General features: G+C 31.5%; 18 protein-coding genes. 12 read left to right on the top strand and 6 right to left on the bottom strand.

Annotated features, from left to right (window positions below; all coding sequences use genetic code 11):
• Positions 1 to 10: 10 nt before the first annotated feature.
• Positions 11 to 976: a GSCFA domain-containing protein gene (locus FHS04_RS10335; protein ID WP_106676630.1), complete on the bottom strand. Its 966-nt coding sequence runs from the start codon at positions 974 to 976 to the stop codon at positions 11 to 13.
• A gap of 17 nt (positions 977 to 993) precedes the next feature.
• Complete coding sequence (gene alaS, locus FHS04_RS10330) at positions 994 to 3,609, bottom strand: alanine--tRNA ligase (RefSeq protein ID WP_106676628.1); 2,616 nt, start codon at positions 3,607 to 3,609, stop codon at positions 994 to 996.
• 172 nt (positions 3,610 to 3,781) lie between these two features.
• Between alaS and FHS04_RS10325 the strand changes: the two genes are divergently transcribed.
• The 6 genes from FHS04_RS10325 (at position 3,782) to FHS04_RS10300 (ending at position 7,528) form a co-directional block, all read left to right on the top strand.
• Positions 3,782 to 4,753 carry a M23 family metallopeptidase gene (locus FHS04_RS10325; RefSeq protein ID WP_027880294.1) on the top strand — a complete coding sequence of 324 codons (972 nt, stop codon included), beginning with the start codon at positions 3,782 to 3,784 and terminating at the stop codon, positions 4,751 to 4,753.
• Positions 4,753 to 5,082 (top strand): MerR family transcriptional regulator, encoded by a 330-nt coding sequence (locus FHS04_RS10320; RefSeq protein ID WP_027880295.1) that lies wholly within the window; start codon positions 4,753 to 4,755, stop codon positions 5,080 to 5,082. The genes FHS04_RS10325 and FHS04_RS10320 overlap by 1 nt, the downstream gene beginning before the upstream one ends.
• A 12-nt stretch (positions 5,083 to 5,094) precedes the next feature.
• A complete protein-coding gene (locus FHS04_RS10315) occupies positions 5,095 to 5,682 on the top strand; it encodes a LemA family protein (protein ID WP_106676626.1) in 588 nt (195 codons plus the stop codon).
• A 3-nt stretch (positions 5,683 to 5,685) separates the two neighbouring features.
• Complete coding sequence (locus FHS04_RS10310) at positions 5,686 to 6,129, top strand: TPM domain-containing protein (RefSeq protein ID WP_106676624.1); 444 nt, start codon at positions 5,686 to 5,688, stop codon at positions 6,127 to 6,129.
• On the top strand, positions 6,126 to 6,959 hold the full coding sequence (locus FHS04_RS10305) for a TPM domain-containing protein (RefSeq protein ID WP_106676621.1): 834 nt from the start codon (positions 6,126 to 6,128) through the stop codon (positions 6,957 to 6,959). The genes FHS04_RS10310 and FHS04_RS10305 overlap by 4 nt, the downstream gene beginning before the upstream one ends.
• Positions 6,960 to 7,051: 92 nt before the next feature.
• Positions 7,052 to 7,528: a TPM domain-containing protein gene (locus FHS04_RS10300; protein WP_106676619.1), complete on the top strand. Its 477-nt coding sequence runs from the start codon at positions 7,052 to 7,054 to the stop codon at positions 7,526 to 7,528.
• A 158-nt stretch (positions 7,529 to 7,686) separates the two neighbouring features.
• On the opposite strand, the gene FHS04_RS10295 is transcribed toward FHS04_RS10300, so the two are convergent.
• Both FHS04_RS10295 and der read right to left on the bottom strand, forming a co-directional pair.
• Positions 7,687 to 10,470 carry an outer membrane beta-barrel protein gene (locus tag FHS04_RS10295; RefSeq protein ID WP_106676820.1) on the bottom strand — a complete coding sequence of 928 codons (2,784 nt, stop codon included), beginning with the start codon at positions 10,468 to 10,470 and terminating at the stop codon, positions 7,687 to 7,689.
• Positions 10,471 to 10,585: 115 nt separating this feature from the next.
• Positions 10,586 to 11,893: a ribosome biogenesis GTPase Der gene (der, locus tag FHS04_RS10290; RefSeq protein WP_027880301.1), complete on the bottom strand. Its 1,308-nt coding sequence runs from the start codon at positions 11,891 to 11,893 to the stop codon at positions 10,586 to 10,588.
• Positions 11,894 to 12,003: 110 nt separating this feature from the next.
• Here der and FHS04_RS10285 point away from each other — a divergent pair, with 110 nt between their 5' ends.
• Positions 12,004 to 12,501: a GTP-binding protein gene (locus FHS04_RS10285; protein WP_106676617.1), complete on the top strand. Its 498-nt coding sequence runs from the start codon at positions 12,004 to 12,006 to the stop codon at positions 12,499 to 12,501.
• Between the two features lies 1 nt (position 12,502).
• On the opposite strand, the gene era is transcribed toward FHS04_RS10285, so the two are convergent.
• Positions 12,503 to 13,387, bottom strand: coding sequence for a GTPase Era (gene era / locus FHS04_RS10280; protein WP_106676615.1), 885 nt, complete (start codon positions 13,385 to 13,387; stop codon positions 12,503 to 12,505).
• Positions 13,388 to 13,414: 27 nt separating this feature from the next.
• Positions 13,415 to 13,873 carry an RNA methyltransferase gene (locus FHS04_RS10275; protein WP_106676613.1) on the bottom strand — a complete coding sequence of 153 codons (459 nt, stop codon included), beginning with the start codon at positions 13,871 to 13,873 and terminating at the stop codon, positions 13,415 to 13,417.
• A 591-nt stretch (positions 13,874 to 14,464) separates the two neighbouring features.
• Between FHS04_RS10275 and FHS04_RS10270 the strand changes: the two genes are divergently transcribed.
• The 5 genes from FHS04_RS10270 (at position 14,465) to FHS04_RS10250 (ending at position 21,467) form a co-directional block, all read left to right on the top strand.
• A complete protein-coding gene (locus tag FHS04_RS10270; protein WP_106676611.1) occupies positions 14,465 to 15,358 on the top strand; it encodes a T9SS type A sorting domain-containing protein in 894 nt (297 codons plus the stop codon).
• Between the two features lie 331 nt (positions 15,359 to 15,689).
• Positions 15,690 to 16,274, top strand: coding sequence for a hypothetical protein (locus tag FHS04_RS10265; protein ID WP_106676609.1), 585 nt, complete (start codon positions 15,690 to 15,692; stop codon positions 16,272 to 16,274).
• A complete protein-coding gene (locus FHS04_RS10260; RefSeq protein ID WP_106676607.1) occupies positions 16,264 to 16,596 on the top strand; it encodes a hypothetical protein in 333 nt (110 codons plus the stop codon). Before FHS04_RS10265 ends, FHS04_RS10260 begins: the two co-directional genes overlap by 11 nt.
• A 201-nt stretch (positions 16,597 to 16,797) precedes the next feature.
• Positions 16,798 to 17,496 (top strand): hypothetical protein, encoded by a 699-nt coding sequence (locus FHS04_RS10255; RefSeq protein ID WP_106676605.1) that lies wholly within the window; start codon positions 16,798 to 16,800, stop codon positions 17,494 to 17,496.
• Between the two features lie 173 nt (positions 17,497 to 17,669).
• Positions 17,670 to 21,467 carry a hypothetical protein gene (locus FHS04_RS10250; protein ID WP_106676603.1) on the top strand — a complete coding sequence of 1,266 codons (3,798 nt, stop codon included), beginning with the start codon at positions 17,670 to 17,672 and terminating at the stop codon, positions 21,465 to 21,467.
• Positions 21,468 to 21,573: the final 106 nt, after the last annotated feature.

Raw genomic sequence — 21,573 nt, 5'->3', positions numbered from 1 at the left:
GCGTATTTTACTAAAAATCAATAAAAGGGAAAGATTTTTTAAGTGTTTCTTTACGTTTTTTTAACTGAAGTAAAAACTGCTGATGCGCTTCTGATGAAGCATTAAAAGGTTTGTGAGACAACCCTTTTTGGATAGCTTCGACGTCTTCCATAGTTGATTTTGCACTAGAAGAAACCCAAGTATTTAAAAACTTATCCCAAATATAATCTACTGCTAATGGACTTGGATGTAACATATCTTGGTTGTAAAATCTATAATCTCTTAACTCGTCCATCATAATCTCGTAAGAAGGAAAATAGTTTAAGTTATGTTTTTTGGATTCATGATTTTTACTTAAAAACTCATGAATAGCAGTAATTAAGTGCGATTTACTTCTTGTATTTTCTATAAAACCATCTTTAATATGCCTAACAGGAGATACTGTAAAAATAAATTGAGTTTTAGGATTAACTAGACTAATTAATGAGACTAAGCTTTGTAGGCTTTTTTCTATTTGAACAGGTGATAGTAATTCTTTTTTGAAGTTTTTCTGCGGGATTTTATGACAATTTGCCACAACTTGTTGAGTTTCTAGAAAACGATATACCCAAGCAGTTCCTAATGTAATAATTATGTGTGAAGCTGATTTAAGTTTAAGTTTAGCATCAACTATCGTATCATTTAATGTAGAAAGAAGTTCTTCTTTAGAATGATTACTAAAAATTGAATGTGCATTTAAACAATGAAACTGTTCGTTATTAAATACTACATCTTTATCAGTAAATATCTGATCGGTTAATGCTTTTTTTATTAAAGTTTCAATCGCTAAAGGATGAAACAAAATACCTAAAGGATTAACAGTATACTGAAACTTATAATAGTTAAATTTTTCGGCAATGTTTTCTGCAAAACAAGACCCTAACAATACCACTTTAGAGTTATAATCTATTTGGTTATTAGGTATAACCTGAAGTGGTATGTTGGTTTGTAAGTTCATATATCTATAAAAGCAGATTATGCCAAATAAGCTTCTACAGCAGATAAAGCAGCATTAATACCATCAGGGTTTTTACCACCTGCAGTAGCAAAAAATGGTTGTCCGCCACCGCCACCTTGGATGTGCTTACCTAACTCTCTAACAATGGTTCCTGCGTTTAAACCTTTACTTTCTACTAGGTTTTTAGAGATATAACAAGATAAGATTGCTTTACCGTTATTTTCTGCTCCAAATAATAAAAACAGGTTATCAAATTGGCTACCTAATTCAAAACATAAATCTTTAATTCCGGATGCATCTAAATCTAATTTTTTAGCCAAGAAATTAACGCCATTAATTTCTTTAATTTCAGATTTTAACTGTCCTTTTATATTTTGAGCTTTATCTTTTAACAGCTGCTCTATTTGTTTTTTTAAGGCTGTATTTTCTTCTTGTAAATTTTGAAGTGCTTTAACTGGTTCTTTAGCATTATTAAGCAAATCTTTCATTTCAAAAAACGCACGATTATTATCATGAAAATAGCTTTTTACAGCATCGTTTGTTATAGCTTCTATACGTCTTATTCCTGCTGCAACAGCACTTTCTGATACGATTTTAAAATGCCAAATATCTGCTGTATTATTTACGTGTGTTCCACCACATAATTCTATAGACTGTCCAAATCTTATAGTACGCACTGCATCTCCATATTTTTCACCAAATAATGCCATAGCGCCTTCTTCTAACGCTTTTTCCATTGGTACATTACGTTGTTCTTGCAACGGTAATTTACTTTCTATTCTTGCGTTTACAAAGTTTTCTACGTCACGTAATTCTTCCACAGTCATTTTAGAAAAATGAGAAAAGTCAAAACGTAAGTATTTACTATGCACTGCACTTCCTTTTTGCTCTACATGATCACCTAAAATTTCGCGTAGTGCTTGATGTAATAAGTGTGTTGCTGTATGATTACACTCGGTTCTGTAACGTTGTTTAGCGTCTACAGTTGCCTTAAACTTCTCTGTAATATTAGCGGGTAAATTTTTAGTTAAATGTATCGCTACATTATTCTCCTTTTTTGTGTCTAAAATGTAAACCACATCGCCATGCTGATCTTCTAAATACCCTTTATCACCAACTTGTCCTCCACCTTCTGCATAAAATGGCGTTAAGTTAAATACCAATTGATACATCTCGCCATCTTTTTTAGAGGTGACTTTACGATATTTAGTGATTTTTACGTTAGTTTCTAAAGTATCATAACCAACAAATTCTTGTTCTTCGTCTTCAATTAAAATGGTCCAATCGTCAGATTTTAATTCTGATGCTTTTCTTCCTCTAGATTGTTGTTCTTCAAGACGTTTTTTATAGTCTTCTTTATTGTAAGTGAATCCCTTTTCACGTAAAATTAAATCGGTTAAATCTTCAGGAAAACCATAAGTATCTTTAAGCTCAAATACTTTAGAACCTGAAATTTCTATTCCTTTAGCAGTTTCAACAATACGATCTAGAATTGTTAAACCTTGCTCTAACGTACGTAAAAACGAAGTTTCTTCTTCTTTAATTACGTTTTCTATTAATTGTTTTTGAGCTTTTAGTTCCGGGAATGCTTGTCCCATTTTTTCAACTAAAACATTAACTAATCGGTAAATAAAAGGTTCGTTTTTATCTAAAAAAGTAAAGCCATAACGTACTGCACGACGTAAAATGCGTCTAATAACATAACCTGCACCATTATTACTTGGTAATTGCCCATCTGCAATAGAAAATGCTACAGCACGAACGTGATCAGAAATAACACGAATGGCAACATCTACCTTATCTTCTTTTCCATAATCTTTGTGCGTTATGGTTTCAATTTCTCTAATTAACGGTGTAAATACGTCTGTATCGTAATTTGAGGTTTTGTTTTGTAATACCATACATAAACGCTCAAATCCCATACCTGTATCGATATGTTTGTTTGGTAATTCTTCTAGGCTTCCATCTGCTTTACGATTGTATTGCATAAAGACAAGATTCCAGATTTCTACCACTTGAGGATGATCTTCGTTAACTAAAGACTTACCGTCTACTTTTGCTTTTTCTTCAGCAGAACGAATATCTACATGAATTTCGCTACAAGGTCCGCAAGGTCCTTGATCGCCCATTTCCCAAAAGTTATCTTTTTTATTTCCTTTTAAAATTCGGTCTTCGCTTATATATTCTTTCCAAATATCATAAGCTTCGGTATCCATACCTAAGTTATCTGCATCATCGCTACCTTCAAAAACAGTGACGTAAAGTATGTCTTTATCTATTTTATAAACTTCGGTTAATAATTCCCAAGCCCAAGCAATTGCTTCTTTTTTAAAGTAATCGCCAAACGACCAGTTACCTAACATTTCAAACAACGTATGATGATAGGTATCGTAACCAACTTCTTCTAAATCATTATGTTTACCCGATACTCTTAAACATTTTTGAGAATCTGCAATACGATTATTTTTTGGCTGTGCATTACCTAAAAAATATTCTTTAAAAGGTGCCATACCCGAGTTAACAAACATTAAGGTTGGATCATCTTTTAAAACCATTGGTGCAGAAGGCACAATGCTATGCTTTTTGTTTTTAAAAAAATCTAAAAAAGTAGAACGAATGTCTTGAGAATTCATATTTATATTTTAATACTTGCCTTTTTTAAAGCGTTTTACACTAAAATAAAAGACTTTAGTTTTATTTACTTAAATTTAAACTGAAATATTTTTGTAAGTTTGCTCGTTACTGTTTTGATTAAAGCCCAACTTAAATCATATTTTTAACAGCAAAAATAGTATAAATTAAGGAATGAGTAAGGTAAAATATTATTATGATTCTGAAACGCTTTCATATAAAAAAATAGAGCGTAAAAAAAGACGTACATTTAAGTTCATCTTATTGTTTCTTTTAGCTAGTGTTTTATTTAGCTTTTTACTTGTTTTTATAGCCGGTCATTACATAGAATCGCCTAAAGAAAAAGCATTAAAACGCGAGTTGGCGAACTTAGAATTTCAATACGAATTGTTGAATAAAAAAATGAGTCAAGCCGAAACTGTTTTAGCCAACATCGAAGAGCGAGACAATACCATTTACAGATTATATTTTGAGGCCAATCCAATACCAGAAGAACAACGCAAAGCTGGTTTTGGTGGTGTAAACCGTTATAAAAAATTAGAAGGTTTTGATAATTCTGAATTAATTATAAATAGCAACAAACGTATTGATAAACTTTTAAAACGTATTGTAGTGCAATCTAAATCTTTAGATGAAATTGCTGTTTTAGCTGAAGAAAAAGAAAAACTATTAACATCTATACCGGCAATACAACCAGTTAACAATAAAGATTTAACCAGAATGGCTTCTGGTTACGGTATGCGTTCTGACCCATTTACTAAACAACGTAAAATGCATTGGGGAATGGATTTTACCGCGCCAAGAGGCACACCTGTTTATGCTTCTGGAGATGGTGTTGTGGTAAGAGCAGACAGCAATAGTTCTGGTTACGGAAAACATATTAGAATAGACCATGGTTATGGTTATGTTAGCTTATACGCACATCTTTACAAGTATAATGTGCAAAAAAACCAAAAAGTAAAACGCGGAGATTTAATTGGTTTTGTAGGTAGTACTGGTCGTAGTGAAGCACCTCATTTACATTACGAAATCTTTAAAGATGACCAACGTATTAACCCAATAAACTTCTACTACGGTAGTTTAACTCCTGAAGAGTTTAGCAAATTGTTAGAACGTGCATCTTTAGAAAACCAATCTTTAGACTAATGATAATTGATTTACCTGAAAAAAGATATTATTCTATTGGTGAAGTCGCCAAAGCTTTTGACGTAAACACGTCTTTAATACGTTTTTGGGAAAAAGAATTTGAAGTTTTAAAACCCAAAAAAAACGCTAAAGGCAATCGTAAATTTACACCAGAAGACGTAAAAAACCTTCAGCTTATTTATCATTTGGTAAAAGAACGCGGGTTTACTTTGGAAGGAGCAAAAATTCATCTAAAAGAAGAAAAGAAAAAAACACTCGATAATTTTGAAATAATCGCTAAATTAGAAAGTGTAAAAAACCAACTTATAAAACTAAAAGAACAACTTTAAAACCAACATATCATGAAAAAATGGCTTGTACCAATTATCTTAATTGCACTAGCAGTTATTTTTGGAGTAAGAGTATACAACTCGACAATAGGATTAGAAGAAAATGTAGAAGAAGCATGGGCTAAGGTAGAAAGCTCTTACCAAAGACGTAGCGATCTAATTGGCAACCTTGTTAAAACAGTGCAAGGCGCAGCAGATTTTGAAAAAAGTACATTAGAGTCTGTAATTAATGCCAGAGCAAAAGCAACATCTATAAATATAGACCCAACAAATATTACTCCAGAACAGTTACAACAATTCAATCAAGCACAAAGCGGTTTAAGCAGTGCTTTATCTAGATTATTAGTAACTGTAGAACGTTATCCAGACTTAAAGGCTAATCAAAATTTTTTAGAACTACAAAGTCAATTAGAAGGTACCGAAAATAGAATTAATGTAGCAAGAGATAGATTTAATGAAACGGTAAAACCTTATAATAAACATATAAGAACTTTCCCTAACAATCTACTTGCTGGTTTGTTTGGTTTTGAGAAGAAAGCTTATTTTGAAGCAGAAGAAGGAAGTGAAAAAGCTCCTGATGTAGAATTTGATTTTAAATAAAACATGATACCTCTAGACGTAGAATCTTTTTTAACCGCTAGTGAAGAACAAGACATTGTTGATGCTATTAAGTTAGCAGAAAAAAACACGTCTGGAGAAATACGAGTACATATAGAAAACACTTCTAAAAATCATGTTGAAGAACGTGCTTTAGAAGTGTTTTCTGTTTTAAAAATGCACAACACCAAAAACCGAAATGGTGTCTTAATTTATGTTGCTGTAGACGACCATAAATTTAGCATTTACGGTGATCAAGGTATTAACAAAGTAGTGCCTGATAACTTCTGGGACGAGACAAAAGATATTATTCAAAAGCATTTTAGAAACGGTAACTTTAAACAAGGTCTTGTTGATGGCATTATACACGCTGGCGAAGCATTAAAAGCACATTTTCCTATAGAAGATGATGACACAAATGAGTTAACCAATACGATTTCTAAAGGATGAAAATAAGTAAACAGTTTATAAAAAACAGTGTATTTATTTTAGCACTATTATCGTTTAGTTTTGGATTTGCTCAGTTTGAAATCCCTAAAAAACCAGATTTTCAAACTAGTGTTTACGATTACGTAAACTTATTATCTGCATCAGAAAAAAACACACTAGAAAACAAACTAGTTAAATACTCTGATAGTACTTCTACACAAATTGTTGTTGCAATAATTGCATCTACAAAAGGTGAATATATTAATTATTTAGCGACAGAATGGGCGCATAAATGGGGAATTGGTCAAGCTAAAGAAGATAATGGTATATTTATTTTATTAGCCAGAGATGACCGTAAAATAATGATTGCAACGGGTTACGGCGTAGAGCACTTATTAACCGATGCAATGTCACGCAGAATTATAGAGCGAGACATAATCCCTTATTTTAAACGTAATGATTATTATGGCGGTTTAAATCGAGGTGCAGATGCTATTTTTGAAGTCTTAAAAGGCGAATATCAAGGTACACGAAAAAATTCTGGTGGTGGTTTTCCTATTGGTGTCATTTTCTTTTTGATTATCATCTTTATAATTATTCTTATTTCTATATCAAAACACAAACGCAATGGTGGTAATGGTGATCATTTTGGTGGTGGCGGAAATAGCACACGCGACATCTTAGAAGCCATTATTTTAAGCAATTCTGGTCGTGGTGGCTACAGACGTAGCTCTGGTGGATTTGGTGGTGGATTTGGAGGATCTTCTGGTGGTGGATTTGGTTCTGGTGGCTTTGGCGGCGGTTTTGGTGGCGGCGGTTTTGGCGGCGGTGGCGCTTCTGGTGGTTGGTAGTAAGGTTTACAGTCGCGATCGTATTTTTAGTTTCATTAGCAGACAACAAATTCAACTTCAACTAGTTCTAAATTTCAATATAAATTCTTTAGATGAAATATTTCACTTTTGTATTAGCCTTCGTTTTTTGTATTTCTTGTAAAACAAAACCTCAGCAAACCTTAAAACATAATCAAGCAGTTATTCAAGATTATGCTAATGTATTTTCTACAGTAGAAGAGGATTCGCTTACTAATTTCATTTTAAATTATGAAAAATTAACTACTAATGAAATTTGTGTAATGACCATAGATTCTTTACCCGCAAATACAAAAGCACTTAGACATGCAACAAATATTGCTCAAAACTTAGGTATAGGAAAAGCAGATAAAAACAATGGTCTATTACTTTTAATTGCTAAAAGTGATAGACAAGTTGCTTTTGCTACTGGTTATGGTACAGAATTGATTTTAACCGATAGTGTTTGTTATCATTTAATTGAATCTACACTAATACCGAATTTTAAAAATAAGCTGTATTATAATGGTGTAAGGCAAGTGTTAGATTCGGTTAAGACTAAATGGTATTAATTAGATAAACTAAATAGTTTATTTAAAAATCATATTTCTTCACTTTCATTTTTAATTAAAATAACAAAGAATGAAGATGAGTATTCTCTTAAAGAGCTTTCTCGTCGCTCATTCTTCGCTCTGTCGAAATGACATTTATTAACGCTAAATAAATGACATTAATCTATAAAATACATACTGCTATCTCCACTTTCTCCTTTTGGACCTAGGCTGTTAAACTTCCAACTAAAGTTAAGCATAAAATATTGCCTTAAAACGGTACTTTGCGTGTCTTCTATATAATCTAAAGTTGCGGTACGTCTTGCGTTGGTGTTTTGGTTTAATAAATCGTAAACTTTTAAGGTTAGCAATCCTTTGTCTTTTAGCACAGAATAAGACACACTTGCATTCCAGAACCAAGCATCTTTTTGAAATCCTTCGGCAACATTTGGATTGTAATTATATGCTATATCGTTTCGCCATTCAAAACCTTTAGGTAAGAAAAATGCAGTATTTAAATCTAAATTATGAGATGTAAAATTTCTGTCTTCAAATGCATCAATATCGTATTTATTATTTGTTAGCGATATACGGTAACGTGGTCTAAATTCAAACACATTATTATGGATGTAATCAAACCCTAAGTTTGGATTAAAGCCCAATCTTTTACTAGAATATTGTACATCGTTATTATAGTTTATGTTTTCAGAAAAATTTCCCCACATACCTACTCTAGCTCTAAAACTTCTTAAAGAATCTATTTTGAATTTCTTTCTGAAACTACCACCAAAATATCCGTTTTTGTTACCATTTACATTATCGTAAGTTGTTATTCTTGTTAAAGTTTCTGGATCAATGGTTGTTCTTGATACTACAGCATCATTAGTTATTGTAAAATTAGAATAGAAAAAGAAACCTGTTTTTTCTTGCCAATTAAACGAGTTAAAGTTAGCGTAAACACTATGAGAGTTTGTAGGACTTAAGTTTGGGTTACCTATTACTGTGTTTAAAGGATTAGAAACATCTTCAAAAGCTTGAAGTTGTCTTAGCGCTGGCGGTCTATTACTTAAATTATAACTAACATATACTGTAGAGTTTTTACTAAAGCTATATCTAAAGCTAGAGTTAAGCTCTACAGCCTTAAAGTCTCTTTCTACATTAAACTGCGGTCTTAAACCGTCGTTATTTTTTAACGTTCTTGCTACATAATCTGCACCAAATCTTGCAAACCATTTTTCTTTTCTAATACTTAACTCTATACCTGGTGAGTTTCTTGTATCTGTATACTCAAAGTCTGTACTTAATGCTAGATTAAAATCGTCATAAGCATTTGTAGCATTATTAAAATCGAATGTACTCTGCTTATTTTCATCCTTATTATTTTGGTATTGATAACCAAACTTCACAAAGATTTCTTTTGCTTTTATTGGTAATCTATACTCTAAGTCTGCTCTTAAATTTGTACTATTATTATCGCCATCTGTAAATTGATCCCTAACAATAGTTTCTGGGTTTGTTCCAAAAACTTCAGCAACTGAGTTTATGTAGTCATCACTTTCGTTATTGTTTATACTATTATCTAAATTTAATCTTAAAAACGCACCTTTGTTTCCAAACTTTTTGGTTGCACTAATTTCGTTTGTAAAATTATTTGCTTGATTTTCTACAAAGGAGTTTAATGATGATTGGTTTGTCAGTACTTGGTCTTCGTCTAAAGTTTCGTCGTTACTTACGTAATCTGTATTTGTTTTGGTGAAAGAAAAACGAGGTCTAACGTTAATCATAAACGTAGTGTCTATTTCAATTTCAAAATCTGCATTTGCGGTATGCGAATTAGATTCGCTTACAGATCTTGATCTAGAGTTTGTAAAAAACCTAGAGTCTGACAGAATAGTTTCTCTTTGAGAGTTAGATTCATTTTCTGAGCTGCTTCCTGAGTAAAAATAATCTGCAGATGCTTCTAATGCCTTGCCATAATTATCTGCAAAATTTGCTCCTGCTAATTTTGAGGTCGTTATACCTTGTCCGCCTCCAAATTGTCTTCCGTTAATACTAAAAGAGCCATTACTGTTCCATGATGTACTACCGCCACTTCCAAACATTTTTTCTATTTCTCCAAAACTAAATCCTGGAGAGTTAATGTTGTTACCACCTACTAACGCACTAAACCTTTGGTCGTTATTAAAATGATTAAACATACCTGCAAATTCGTAGCGTTTGTCTGTTCCTGCTCCTGCTGCAACACGACCAAAGACACCTTTATTGTTTTCTTCTTTTATAGTAAGATTTATGGTTTTATTTTCGGCATCACCTTCTTCTCCTGTAAAAGCTTCACTTTTAGTTTTTGTATCTACAACTTGAATTTTTTCAATAATTTCTTTCGTTAAGTTTTTTGTTGTAATTGACGGGTCATTACCAAAAAACGGCTTACCGTTTACTAGTATTTGGTTTACTTCTTTTCCGTTTACGGTAATTTTTCCTTCTTCATCTACTTCTACACCTGGTAATTGTTTTAGTAAATCTTCTACTGTTGCGTCTTTTTTGGTTTTAAAAGACTTTACATTAAACTCTAAAGTATCTTTTTTAATGGTTACTGGAGCTGATGTTTTAATTAAAACTTCTTCTAATGCGTTACTGCTAACTTTAAGTTTAATTTCACCTAACTCTATATTACTTTTGTTTATAGCTATCTTTTGTTTGTAAGATTGATAACCAACATAAGAAACTAGAAGGTTTAGATTTTGATCTGATGTTTTATCTTCTAATTGAAAACTTCCTTCTTTATCTGAAATAGTATATGAAACAAGACTACTATCCTTTTCTCTTTCTAAATAAACAGTTGCTGCTTCTAAAGGTGTATTATCTTCTTCGGCTACAATTTTTCCTGAAATTTTAAAGTCTTTAGATTGACTAAACGAAAGTAAACTACATAAAATAGTTACTGCAAAAAGTAATTTACGCATTTGGTTGTTTTTGATTGATAATAGCATGTCTAGTTAGGAATGCTAACTCTAAAAAAACGAAAATATACTTGTTGTAGTATTTAAGCTCTTAAAATAAACTTAAAATTTTAATAAATTATTTTTTACGCATGTATACACTTACTGGTACACCTTTAAAATCATAAATTTCTCTTAGTTTATTTTCTAAGTACCTTTTGTAAGGATCACGTACATATTGAGGTAAGTTACAGAAAAATGCAAATTGTGGCTGTGGTGTTGGCAATTGCATAATGTATTTAATCTTTACAAATTTACCTTTGTAAGCTGGTGGTGGATAACTCTCAATTATTGGAAGTAACGTTTCGTTAAGCTCGCTAGTTTTTATACGTTTTGCACGGTTATTATAAACTTCTACAGCTGTTTCTATAGCTTTATAGATACGCTGTTTTGTTAATGCAGAAATAAATACAATTGGTACGTCTGTAAAAGGTGCGATTTGCTCTTTTATATATTTTTCAAATTGAACGGTTGACTTATGGTCTTTTTCTACTAAATCCCATTTATTGACAAGGATTACAATTCCTTTTCTGTTACGCTCTGCTAACCAAAAGATATTTTGAACTTGCCCGTCAAATCCTCTATTTGCATCTACCACTAATAAACACACGTCTGAATGTTCTATAGCTCTTACACTTCGCATTACAGAGTAAAACTCTAAATCTTCTTTTACTTTAGATTTTTTACGTATTCCTGCAGTATCAACTAGGTTAAATTCAAAACCAAAACGGTTATATTTTGTATCAATTGCATCTCTAGTTGTTCCTGCAATATTGGTAACGATATATCTATCTTCACCGATTAAAGCATTTATAAAAGACGATTTACCAGCGTTTGGACGACCAACAACTGCAAATCTTGGTAAGATTTCTTCTCTTTCGTCTTCTTTAGGTTCTGGTAACGCTTCGACTAAAGCATCTAATAAATCACCTGTACCACTACCATTTATACTGGCAATTGTATAATAATCACCAAGTCCTAAACTATAAAACTCTACAGCATCTTCGGCACGTTTTCCGTTATCAACTTTATTAACAACTAAAAACACTGGTTTTTTAACCTTACGAAGTAGTTGTGCAACATCTTCATCCATTCCTGTTACACCAGATTCTACATCTACCATAAAGATAATTGCATCTGCTTCATCAATAGCTAATTCAACTTGCTTATCGATTTCAGCTTCAAAAATATCATCGCTACCAACTACATATCCGCCTGTATCGATTAATGAAAACTCACGACCATTCCAGTCTGTTTTCCCGTAGTGTCTATCTCTAGTTACACCACTTACTGCGTCTACAATCGCTTCGCGACGTTGAATTAATCTATTAAAAAAAGTGGATTTTCCTACGTTTGGTCTTCCTACTATAGCAACAATATTACTCATATCTTTATGTTTTAATCTGCATTACATATCCTGCAAGCGAGTGCAAAGGTAGTGTTTAAACTATTTACTATTCAATAAAAAACAGTATTTTAGTTTATTATGAATTAATTATGAACGAAAATTTAAACGAAGTCATTTTAAGACCACGATTTAAAATTGAATTAAATAAAGACAATATTTCTGTTTTAAATGCTTTTGAAGCTAAAAAAACATCTCAAAAAGAGTTTGTAGTCTCTAGAGTTGATGATCATGTTTTTATAAAATTCCCTAAGTCTAAACAACGGTTTTGGACGCCACAATTACATTTAGAAATCAACGAAACTGATGATCATAAAAGCTTGCTTTATGGTCTCTTTGGACCCAACCCAACGGTTTGGACGATGTTTATGTTTTTTCATTTTGCAGTTGCTGGCTTTTTTATTGCATTTGCCATATGGGCATATTCTAATTATGCTTTAAAAACCGATTACTACCTACAAATTTGGGGTATGCTTTTAATGATTATTTTATGGTTTATACTGTACTTTGCTGGTAGTTTTAGTAAAAACGCTAATCAAGATGAAATGACACAACTTTACACATTTATGAGTGATGTTTTAGATGAATAATCTACTTTTGATTATACCCAAAACGTTTAAGTTGTCTTTGGTCACTTCTCCAATTTTTGTTCACTTTTACATAAAGTTCTAAATGTACTTGCTTGCCAAAAAATTTCTCTAAGTCTTTTCTTGCTTCTACACCTACTTTTTTTAAGGCGCTACCTTTATGACCAATAATAATTCCTTTTTGAGTTTCGCGCTCTACCATAATTACAGATCGCATACGGATAATGTTTTCTTCTTCAAAAAACTCTTCTGTATCTACTTCTACTGCGTACGGAATTTCTTTTTTATAGTTTAGAAGAATTTTTTCACGAATGTTTTCATTTACAAAAAAACGTTCTGGCTTATCGGTTAATTGATCTTTTGGATAAAATGCTGGACTTTCTGGAAGCAGTTCGATAATTTTCTCAAAAACTTCTTTTACATTAAATCCTTCTAATGCAGAAATTGGATAAATTAAAGCATTTGGTACTTTTTCTGACCACAGTTTAACTTGTGCTTCTAACTGGTCTTGATTTGAAGTATCAATTTTATTGATTAATAATAGCACAGGAATTTTAGAATTGGTTATTTTTTTAAAAAAAGCTTCGTCTTTTAATTCCTTCTCGCCTATTTCTACCATGTACACTAAAACGTCTGCATCTTCAAAAGCAGATTTTACAAAATCCATCATAGAAGATTGCAGCTCGTAAGCTGGTTTTATAATTCCTGGTGTATCACTTAATACTACTTGAAAATTTTCACCATTTACAATTCCTAAAATACGGTGTCTTGTTGTTTGTGCTTTAGAGGTGATAATGGATAGTTTTTCTCCTACAAAAGCATTCATTAATGTAGATTTGCCGACATTAGGGTTACCAATTATATTTACAAAACCTGCTTTATGACTCATGTGTAATTATTGTTTTAAAGTGCAAAGTTACGACCTTGGTTTGTTTATTCCTCTATCATACATCACAATACTTCCTGCAACCGATACATTTAAGCTTAACTGCGACTTAAATTTAACTAAAAAATGGCTTTTTTCTACTGCAGCGTTTGATAATCCGTGATCTTCTGCTCCTAACAAATAAACACAACGTCTTGGATGATGGAAGGTTTCTAAAGATTCTGCTCCTTCAGTTAATTCTACACCAACTAGTCTTGCGCCCTTAGGTAGGTTTTTATAAAACTCTTCAAAATTTTCATAATGAAAATAAGGCATAGACTTTACAGCATTATGCGTGTCGCAAGCTTGTTTGGCGTAACGATTACCTATTGTAAAAATAAAACTTGCTCCTAAATTTTGGGCAGATCGCCATAATACACCAAGGTTTTCTGGTGTTTTTCCGTTAAGGATACCGATACCAAAAAATTCGTTTTCAAAATTATCAATCATACTGCAAAAGTAACTTTTTTATTAGCAACATTTAAAGCTATCTATAAGGTAAATTTGACTTTAAAGTATTCGATTTTTTTATAAAGAAAGCTAATAATTTAGAACTAAATATTGCAAATAAAATTGAAAGTAATTATCATTAAAAAAACCTCAGGTTATGAGTTTGACCTCTAAAGCCGAAAAACGCCTGTTTACAAGGCTTCCCAGAGCTACCGTATTCTAAATCGTATGCATAATCGTATGCACTTTTTTACCGTATTTGCGCTTCTGTTTTACAATAAATAATTACTCAAATCTACACATTTTTTTGATTAATTTTGATGAATTTTAGCAGTTTTTTAAAAACAGTTAATCACCTAAATATCAACATTTTAAAAATTTATAAAAATCTAATTGTGAAATTAATTTTTCATTAATTAGAATTGAAAATTTGAATAAAATTCCAACCTAAATTGAATACAAAAACGGTTTAAAAATCAGGAAATATTAAACTTTTTTTAAAATTTAAAAATTAACACTAAAAATTGAAGCTTTTATATACCTTTACGTTAGCAAAAAACAAATCGAAATTAATCTACTTTAAAACTACTTATGAAAAAAAACTACTTTAAAAACATTGCTACATGTATTACTGTAGCATTATTAACAACTACATCTATTTTCGCTCAAGTAAATGACGAAAATTTTGATGCCTTAACACCTGCTCTTAGAGGTCTGGATTATACGACAAACGGAATTAGATTTCAGCAAATTTCTCCAAACTCGATTAGTCAAATGGCTTCTTTATCTGAACCTTCTGATTTTATAATTACTCCAACACCTTCAGATCTTGGAATGTTATTTAATATAGATAACTCTGGCTCTATTAACGGACCAAATATTGGCGCATTTGATTACAGAATTGGAAGTGCAGATGGATCTGAATTCAAAATTGAAACTATGGAAGCCGATATGTCTGCTAAAAGCTCAGCTAACGGTTATGCTTTTACAGCAACTATCACTGGTTATAGAGATGGCGCAGCAATTACAACAGACAATATAGATTTTACGGTAAGTGACACTAATGGTTCTGTAACCTACACAAAAGATGCAAATCCTGCTGCAAATGGTGGTGTATTAACATTTAATGCCGCTTGGAGCAACATAGACGAAATTAGATTTACTGGCGGAAATTCAAGTTCAATATCACTTTTAATGATTGATGTTTTAGATTTTTCTTCACCAACATTAAATGTAGCAAAACAAAATATTGAAACTGATTTTTCGGTTTATCCTAATCCAACTAACGGACTTGTAAACTTAAAATTAGGAAACTCTAAAAACGTAAAAATAAAAGTTATTAATACTTTAGGTCAAGTTGTTTATAAAAAAGAAAATATAAACAGCTCTACTTTTAAGTTTGATTTAAACCAACCAGCAGGAATTTATTTATTGCAAATAGAATCTAAAGAGAAAAGCAAAACTATGAAACTTATTAAAAAATAAGTTTTAATACATTAAACAAAAAAGCGGATCACTGATCCGCTTTTTGTATTTTGATATATTCTGGTGATTAAAATTCATATTGTACCTAGTTATATTAATTACATCGATTAAATTATAATCATTGTACATTAATTACATTTGTTTTTCTATATTTATCTCAGCTATTAACAATAACCCTATTACGGATTACCGTAAAACAACAACTATTGTTTGTATTATTTTTGAGATTACCGAATATCTAGTATTAATTATTAGATATTAGGAATTATATGATTGATAATACGAGTTAGCTATAATTAAAACGCAATTTCATAAAAATAAGTGAATTAAAATGAAATTATCGAATATTCAAAAATTAACAATCCTATTTTTTATAATTGGACTTCTGATAATTGTAATTTTATATTATAATTTAAATGAGCCACAAAAAAATATTGTGAATTTTATATCAATTTTTGGAACATTCCTTTCTTTTTTTGGAATAATATTTGCCTTTTTACAACTTCAAAATTTAAAGGAAATCAATAACAACACTAACATTGAAGTTAAAAGATCTTTGAATAGAGTTAATGAAATTCTTTCAATTTCTGAATTATCAAAAGGAATAAAAACTATTCAAGAGATTCAAACATCTATACATAACGAAAAATACGAATTATCACTAATTAGAATGAAGGATTTAAAATATATTTTAATACAAACAAAACATAATCCTAAACTAATTGAGCTAACAAATAAAAATGATTATGAAGATTTAATCGTAGATTTAAGTATTGATATAAATAATATTTCAGACAGTCTTTTAAAAACAAAAAAGACAGTAAATTACTTGAAAGTCAATTCAAATTTGGAAAGTCTATCAACTAAAATATCTGAATTAGAAAATAAATTAAAATTTAAGGAAAATGAGAGATAAATTAAAAGAACTAATAAGACGTTTAACTGAAAAAAATCAATCAGATAAAATTATTTGGAAAAAAACAAGTACAGAAACTGAATTTAAAGCGACTATAGGAAATTCAACTATTACTGTCAATAATTTTGATGACCAAGATGGAGAGAATTATACCTTTACAATATATAATAAAAATGGAGAAAAAATTGAGGATATATTACTAATGGATTCAATGGGAGATAATAATATAATACTATTAAAAGAACTTTATTCAAGTGTAATTGAAACTTATTACCAAGTTGACAAAACGATTGATGATATTTTAGATGATTTAGAAAATTAACTATAGCTAACAACGTGTATAATTCATTGCTAGTTATAGCTTACTTACGAAAGTCCTCTCGGACTTTCTATCTATGATTTATTTGCGAACGTTAGTGCTTAAACCACGCAACTAATCTAATAAACCGTTATCAACAAAATACCTAACAAACGGTATTGCAGCTATAGAATCAAATTTTTAACTATACCAAAATTATAAATTATGAAAAATCTAAAACTATTTTTATTTGCAATAGGAGCCTACCTATTTTTAAGTAGCTGTTGCACAACAAAAGTTGTATATTGTACTGACAACCGACCTGTTACTTATCCTAAAAATCAAAAATGTGCCTTAAAAGCGTACAAAGAATCTGTAGCAGGATTTGAAGTAAACTTGGAATCAACAATCCAAGATATAATAGAAATTGGTAGTTTAACTGTTGGTAGTGAACCAAAATTATTGAGAGAAAAATTGAACAACGAAAGTGCAAGACATCAAGATGCTTTAAAAGCAAGTTTCATTGCATTAAGTACTGATCCTTGTATGAATTCTGAAAGGCATTATAAACTTGTAGAAAGTATTAACAAAAGGAATTATGACTTACAAGAACTACGTGCAAAACTCGAAAATAATGGTTTAGAAACTGTAAAAAACTACTTGTATGAGAGAGGAAAAATTGAAGGGAAAGCTATGAAGGAAATAATTGACTCATTAAAAAATTATTATGGAATAAATACTAAATATCCAGAAACTTTAGATGAGCTAAATGTGAATAATGCAATATTGACATTAGGAGAAAGTAGGTTAGATTATAAAATGACGAATGAAAAAACATTTGTACTGAAATTTGCAGGAGAGGACTATGCATTAGGTACAGAAGATGATAAAATTTACAAGGGTACGAATGATTTAATTCAATAAAAATTCTGTTACTAAGAATAGCTATAAGTAATTGCTTGTTTTAGCCTACTTCTGAAAATACTCTCGTATTTTCAGTTTGGTGTGTACTTACAAAGCTAAGTGCTAACCCACGCAACTACTCATAGTCGAGATCGTTGTGTGCAACCTAAAAAATGACAGACCAATAAAATTTAATGAAACTAGTAACCAGAGACAATATAGAAAGTTGGGCAGACACTACATTTTCAAAAGCTGCATTACCTTATCTAATTTCAAGGTTAGTTAGGGCAACTACGCCTGCAAGTACAAAAGCAAACTTACCTTCAGGGAGTGCAACATACATTGGTGGGTGGGATGGTATCGTTAACTGTGAGTCTGAAACTGCTTACGTACCAAAAGGGACTTCTTTATGGGAGTTTGGTACAAATTCAGATATTAAAGGAAAGGCAGATAGCGATTACAATAAAAGAAAGTGTAATCCAATTGGCTTCACTCCAAAGGATTCTGTATTCGTATTTGTTACTCCGAGACTTTGGTCAAAAAAAGATGAATGGGTCAAAGAGAAAAAAGCCGAAAACCACTGGAAAGATGTAATTGTATATGATTCTGTAGATATTGAACAATGGCTCGATATTGCTTTATCCGTTTCACGTTGGTTTGCAGCGCAAGATGGTGTAGGCACTTATCCTTTTGATGGGATAATGACAGCAGATGAATTTTGGGAAGAATGGTCTATTGGAGCAAAAGGCTTGGTTCTTTTACCTGAAAGCATCATTGCAGGAAGGGAGTACGAAAAGAATCAATTACTAACAACATTGCAAGGAGACCCAACAATTAAAGGAATAAAGGCATCTACTAAAAATGAAGCAATTGCCTTTATTATAGCAGCTGCAAAAACTTTCCCTGTTGATGACTCTGATAGGTTTTTCTCTAAAGCTCTCATAATAGATACCGAAGGGAATTTTAGAGGTGTTAGGATAAATACAAACACTTCTTTAAACCTCATACCAAGATTTGATGAAGCACAGCCACTTTACGCTGCTGTATCAAAAGGGCATCACGTTTTAGTTCCTTTAGGTGCAGATGATGATTTTAATCAAGAAACAATTACCCTTCCGACAATTGATAGAGACGGTCAAATTAATTCACTTATTAAAAGTGGAGTTTCAAAAGATGAAGCAGAGAAATTTTCAAGAGAATCAGGAAGAAATATTACTATTCTTAAAAAACTTCTTGGGTTTCCTTATAATAAAGCAAAATGGTTTTTTAAGGAGGATATTCGAGAAATCATACCAGCATTATTATTAGGTAGATGGAATGAAACTTTTGTTGGTGATATTGAGCTAATAGAACAATTATCAAATCAAAAATATGCCGATTATTTAATCACTCTCAATAAATGGAAAAATTTTGAAGAATCACCAATTATTCAAATTGGAGAAACTTGGCGTTTAACTTCTCCCTTAGATTTATGGACAAATCTATCAACCCACCTTACTGAGAATGATTTTAAAAACCTTCAACAATGTTTTTCACAAGCATTTAAAAATGGTAATCCAATTATTAAACCAAAGGATGAAAACGATTTTGCGGCCAGTTTTAATAAAAAGAGAAAATATTCGAATTGGTCAAGAGAAGGCTTAACTCAATCACTAATTCTTGTTGGCCGCTTGGGTGATAGCATCAATATACCGAACCTTAATAAACCCCAAAATTGGGTAGATAACATAGTACTTGATTTATTATATAATGCAACTGGAGAAACTTGGGTTTCTGTAGACCACGAATTACCTCTTATTTCTGAAGCCTCACCAGATAGTTTTCTAAAATCAGTGAATAATTCCTTAGTTAAGGGAAAGCCTGAAATAATGGAAATGTTTGAAGAAGAGGATGGTTTTCTTCACAAAACAAGTCACCATACAGGTTTACTTTGGGCTCTTGAAAATTTAGCTTGGTTGCCAGAATACCTCAGAGACACAAGTTTAATTTTATTGCAACTCTCAAGACTTGACCCTGGTGGTAATTTATCGAACAGACCATTAAATAGTATTACGGAAATTTTTAAACCGTGGCATTATCAAACTCTCGCATCTTATGATGAAAGAATGGCTGTCTTAAAATATATTACAGAGCGAGAACAAGAAACAGGTTGGTCATTGCTTATCCGTATGCTCCCCGAACATCACGGTGTTGCTCATCCAACGCATAAAATGCGTTGGAGAATGTTTGATAAAAATACCAATCTAAAATATACGTATCAGGAAATTTGGGATACGCATTCAACGATAATTGAAATGCTTATTGAGCTTTTTGATTATGATGAAAATAAGTTCTCCCAGTTAATAAATGAAGTTACAAATCTAAGCCCTAAAGATAGAGACAGGGTTTTGACTTGGGCAGATGAGGTATGCTTAAAAGTGGAGCAAAAGAGCTTTGCAACTTGGGCTACAATTAGAAAAATATTAAATCATCATAGGTCCCACCCCGACACAGATTGGGCATTACCTGAAGCTGAATTGAAAAGGTTGGAAGTCTTATACTATAAACTTCAACCATCTTCTACTTTAGAGAAATACATTTGGTTGTTTAATGACCATTGGCCTGAGTTTCCTGAAGGTTTTGTATATAAGGATAATGAGTCTGAAAAGCGTCACGAACAGCAGCAAAAAAGAATTGATGATGCAAGAAAAGATGCAGTTACAAATTTTACCTCTGAATTAGGATTAGAGAAAACCTTAGAACTCAGAAATGAAATTTCTCAATTGTGGGCTTTTGGCTATGCCTTAGCAGATGTGATTACTGAACAAGAAGGCATTTTCACTATAACTAAATGTCTTTATGATGACGAAAACAAAATCTCCTTTATTCATAGCTTTATTTACCGTAAATCTATTAAAGAGGGTTTTGATTGGATTAAAGCCTTGTTTAATGATTTGCAAGAAAAGGGTTATAGTTTTCAAGCACTCTCCAATGTTTTAATTCCTATTAACCAAAATCAGGAGCTTTGGGATTTCATTTCTGCTTTAAATGAAGAAATTCAGAATCTATATTGGCAAAATGTAAGGCCTCATTTTTATCATATTTCTGATGCTGAAAAAGTTTTTGGAGTAAAAATGCTTTTAACACACAAAAGGTTTTTCTCTTCAATTGATGTTGCTTCACATTTTCCTAAAGTTCTTCCAACCAATCTTCTTTCAGAAATGCTCCAAAAAGCAGGGACTGAAGAGTCAAGTGAGACCACACGCTTTAAGGGCTATGAAATTGAAAGAATATTTGAGGAAATAGATAACCGAGAAGATATTGAGAAATCAACCCTTATTCAGCTAGAATGGATATATCTCCCAATTTTAGATTCATATGGTACAAGAAGAAACCCGATAAACCTAGAAGAAGAATTAGCAAATAACCCTGAATTTTTCATTGATGTATTAAAATGGATTTATATTCCTAAGGATAAAACTTTATTAGAAGAGGAAAGAAAGGGAATTTCAGATGAAGTCATTAAAAATAGAGCGAAACAATCATATCACCTACTTAATTCTTGGAAAAAAATACCAGGAATGAAAGATGACAATTCTATAAATGAAGTAGAATTGAAAAGCTGGATAGACACAGTACGTGAACTTGCTAAAAGTGTAAGCAGATTAGAAGTTGCTGATATGCAAATTGGGAAGGTGTTAGCTCAATATCCTGAGAATATACCTGAATGGCCACAGGAAACAATATTTAAGATAATAGAAGAGATAAATTCAGATAGCATAAAAAGTAATTATTCATCGGCATTGTTTAACAAAAGAGGCTCTTCTTCAAGAGGAGCTTTTGATGGAGGAGACATAGAAAGAGAGAAAGCCGCCTATTTTGAAAAGTTAGAAAAAGACTATAAAAATAAATATCCTAACGTAGCTGAAATATTTAAAAGACTATCTGATGGTTATCTATTCGATGCCAAAAGAATGGATGATGAAGCTGAAAGACGAAGATTAGAATATTAAAAATAAAAGGCAGCACAAAACAATGGCTATAAGTAATTACTTGTTCTCGCCTACATCTGAAATCCTTGCAGTTTTAAATTTAAATATACTTCTAAGTTAACCATTA

Origin of the sequence: Mesoflavibacter zeaxanthinifaciens subsp. sabulilitoris (assembly GCF_014191595.1) — a bacterium.
Taxonomy (GTDB): Bacteria; Bacteroidota; Bacteroidia; order Flavobacteriales; family Flavobacteriaceae; genus Mesoflavibacter; species Mesoflavibacter zeaxanthinifaciens.
Note: the sequence above shows the minus strand (reverse complement) of the source record. Positions and strands in the feature narration are given on the sequence as shown.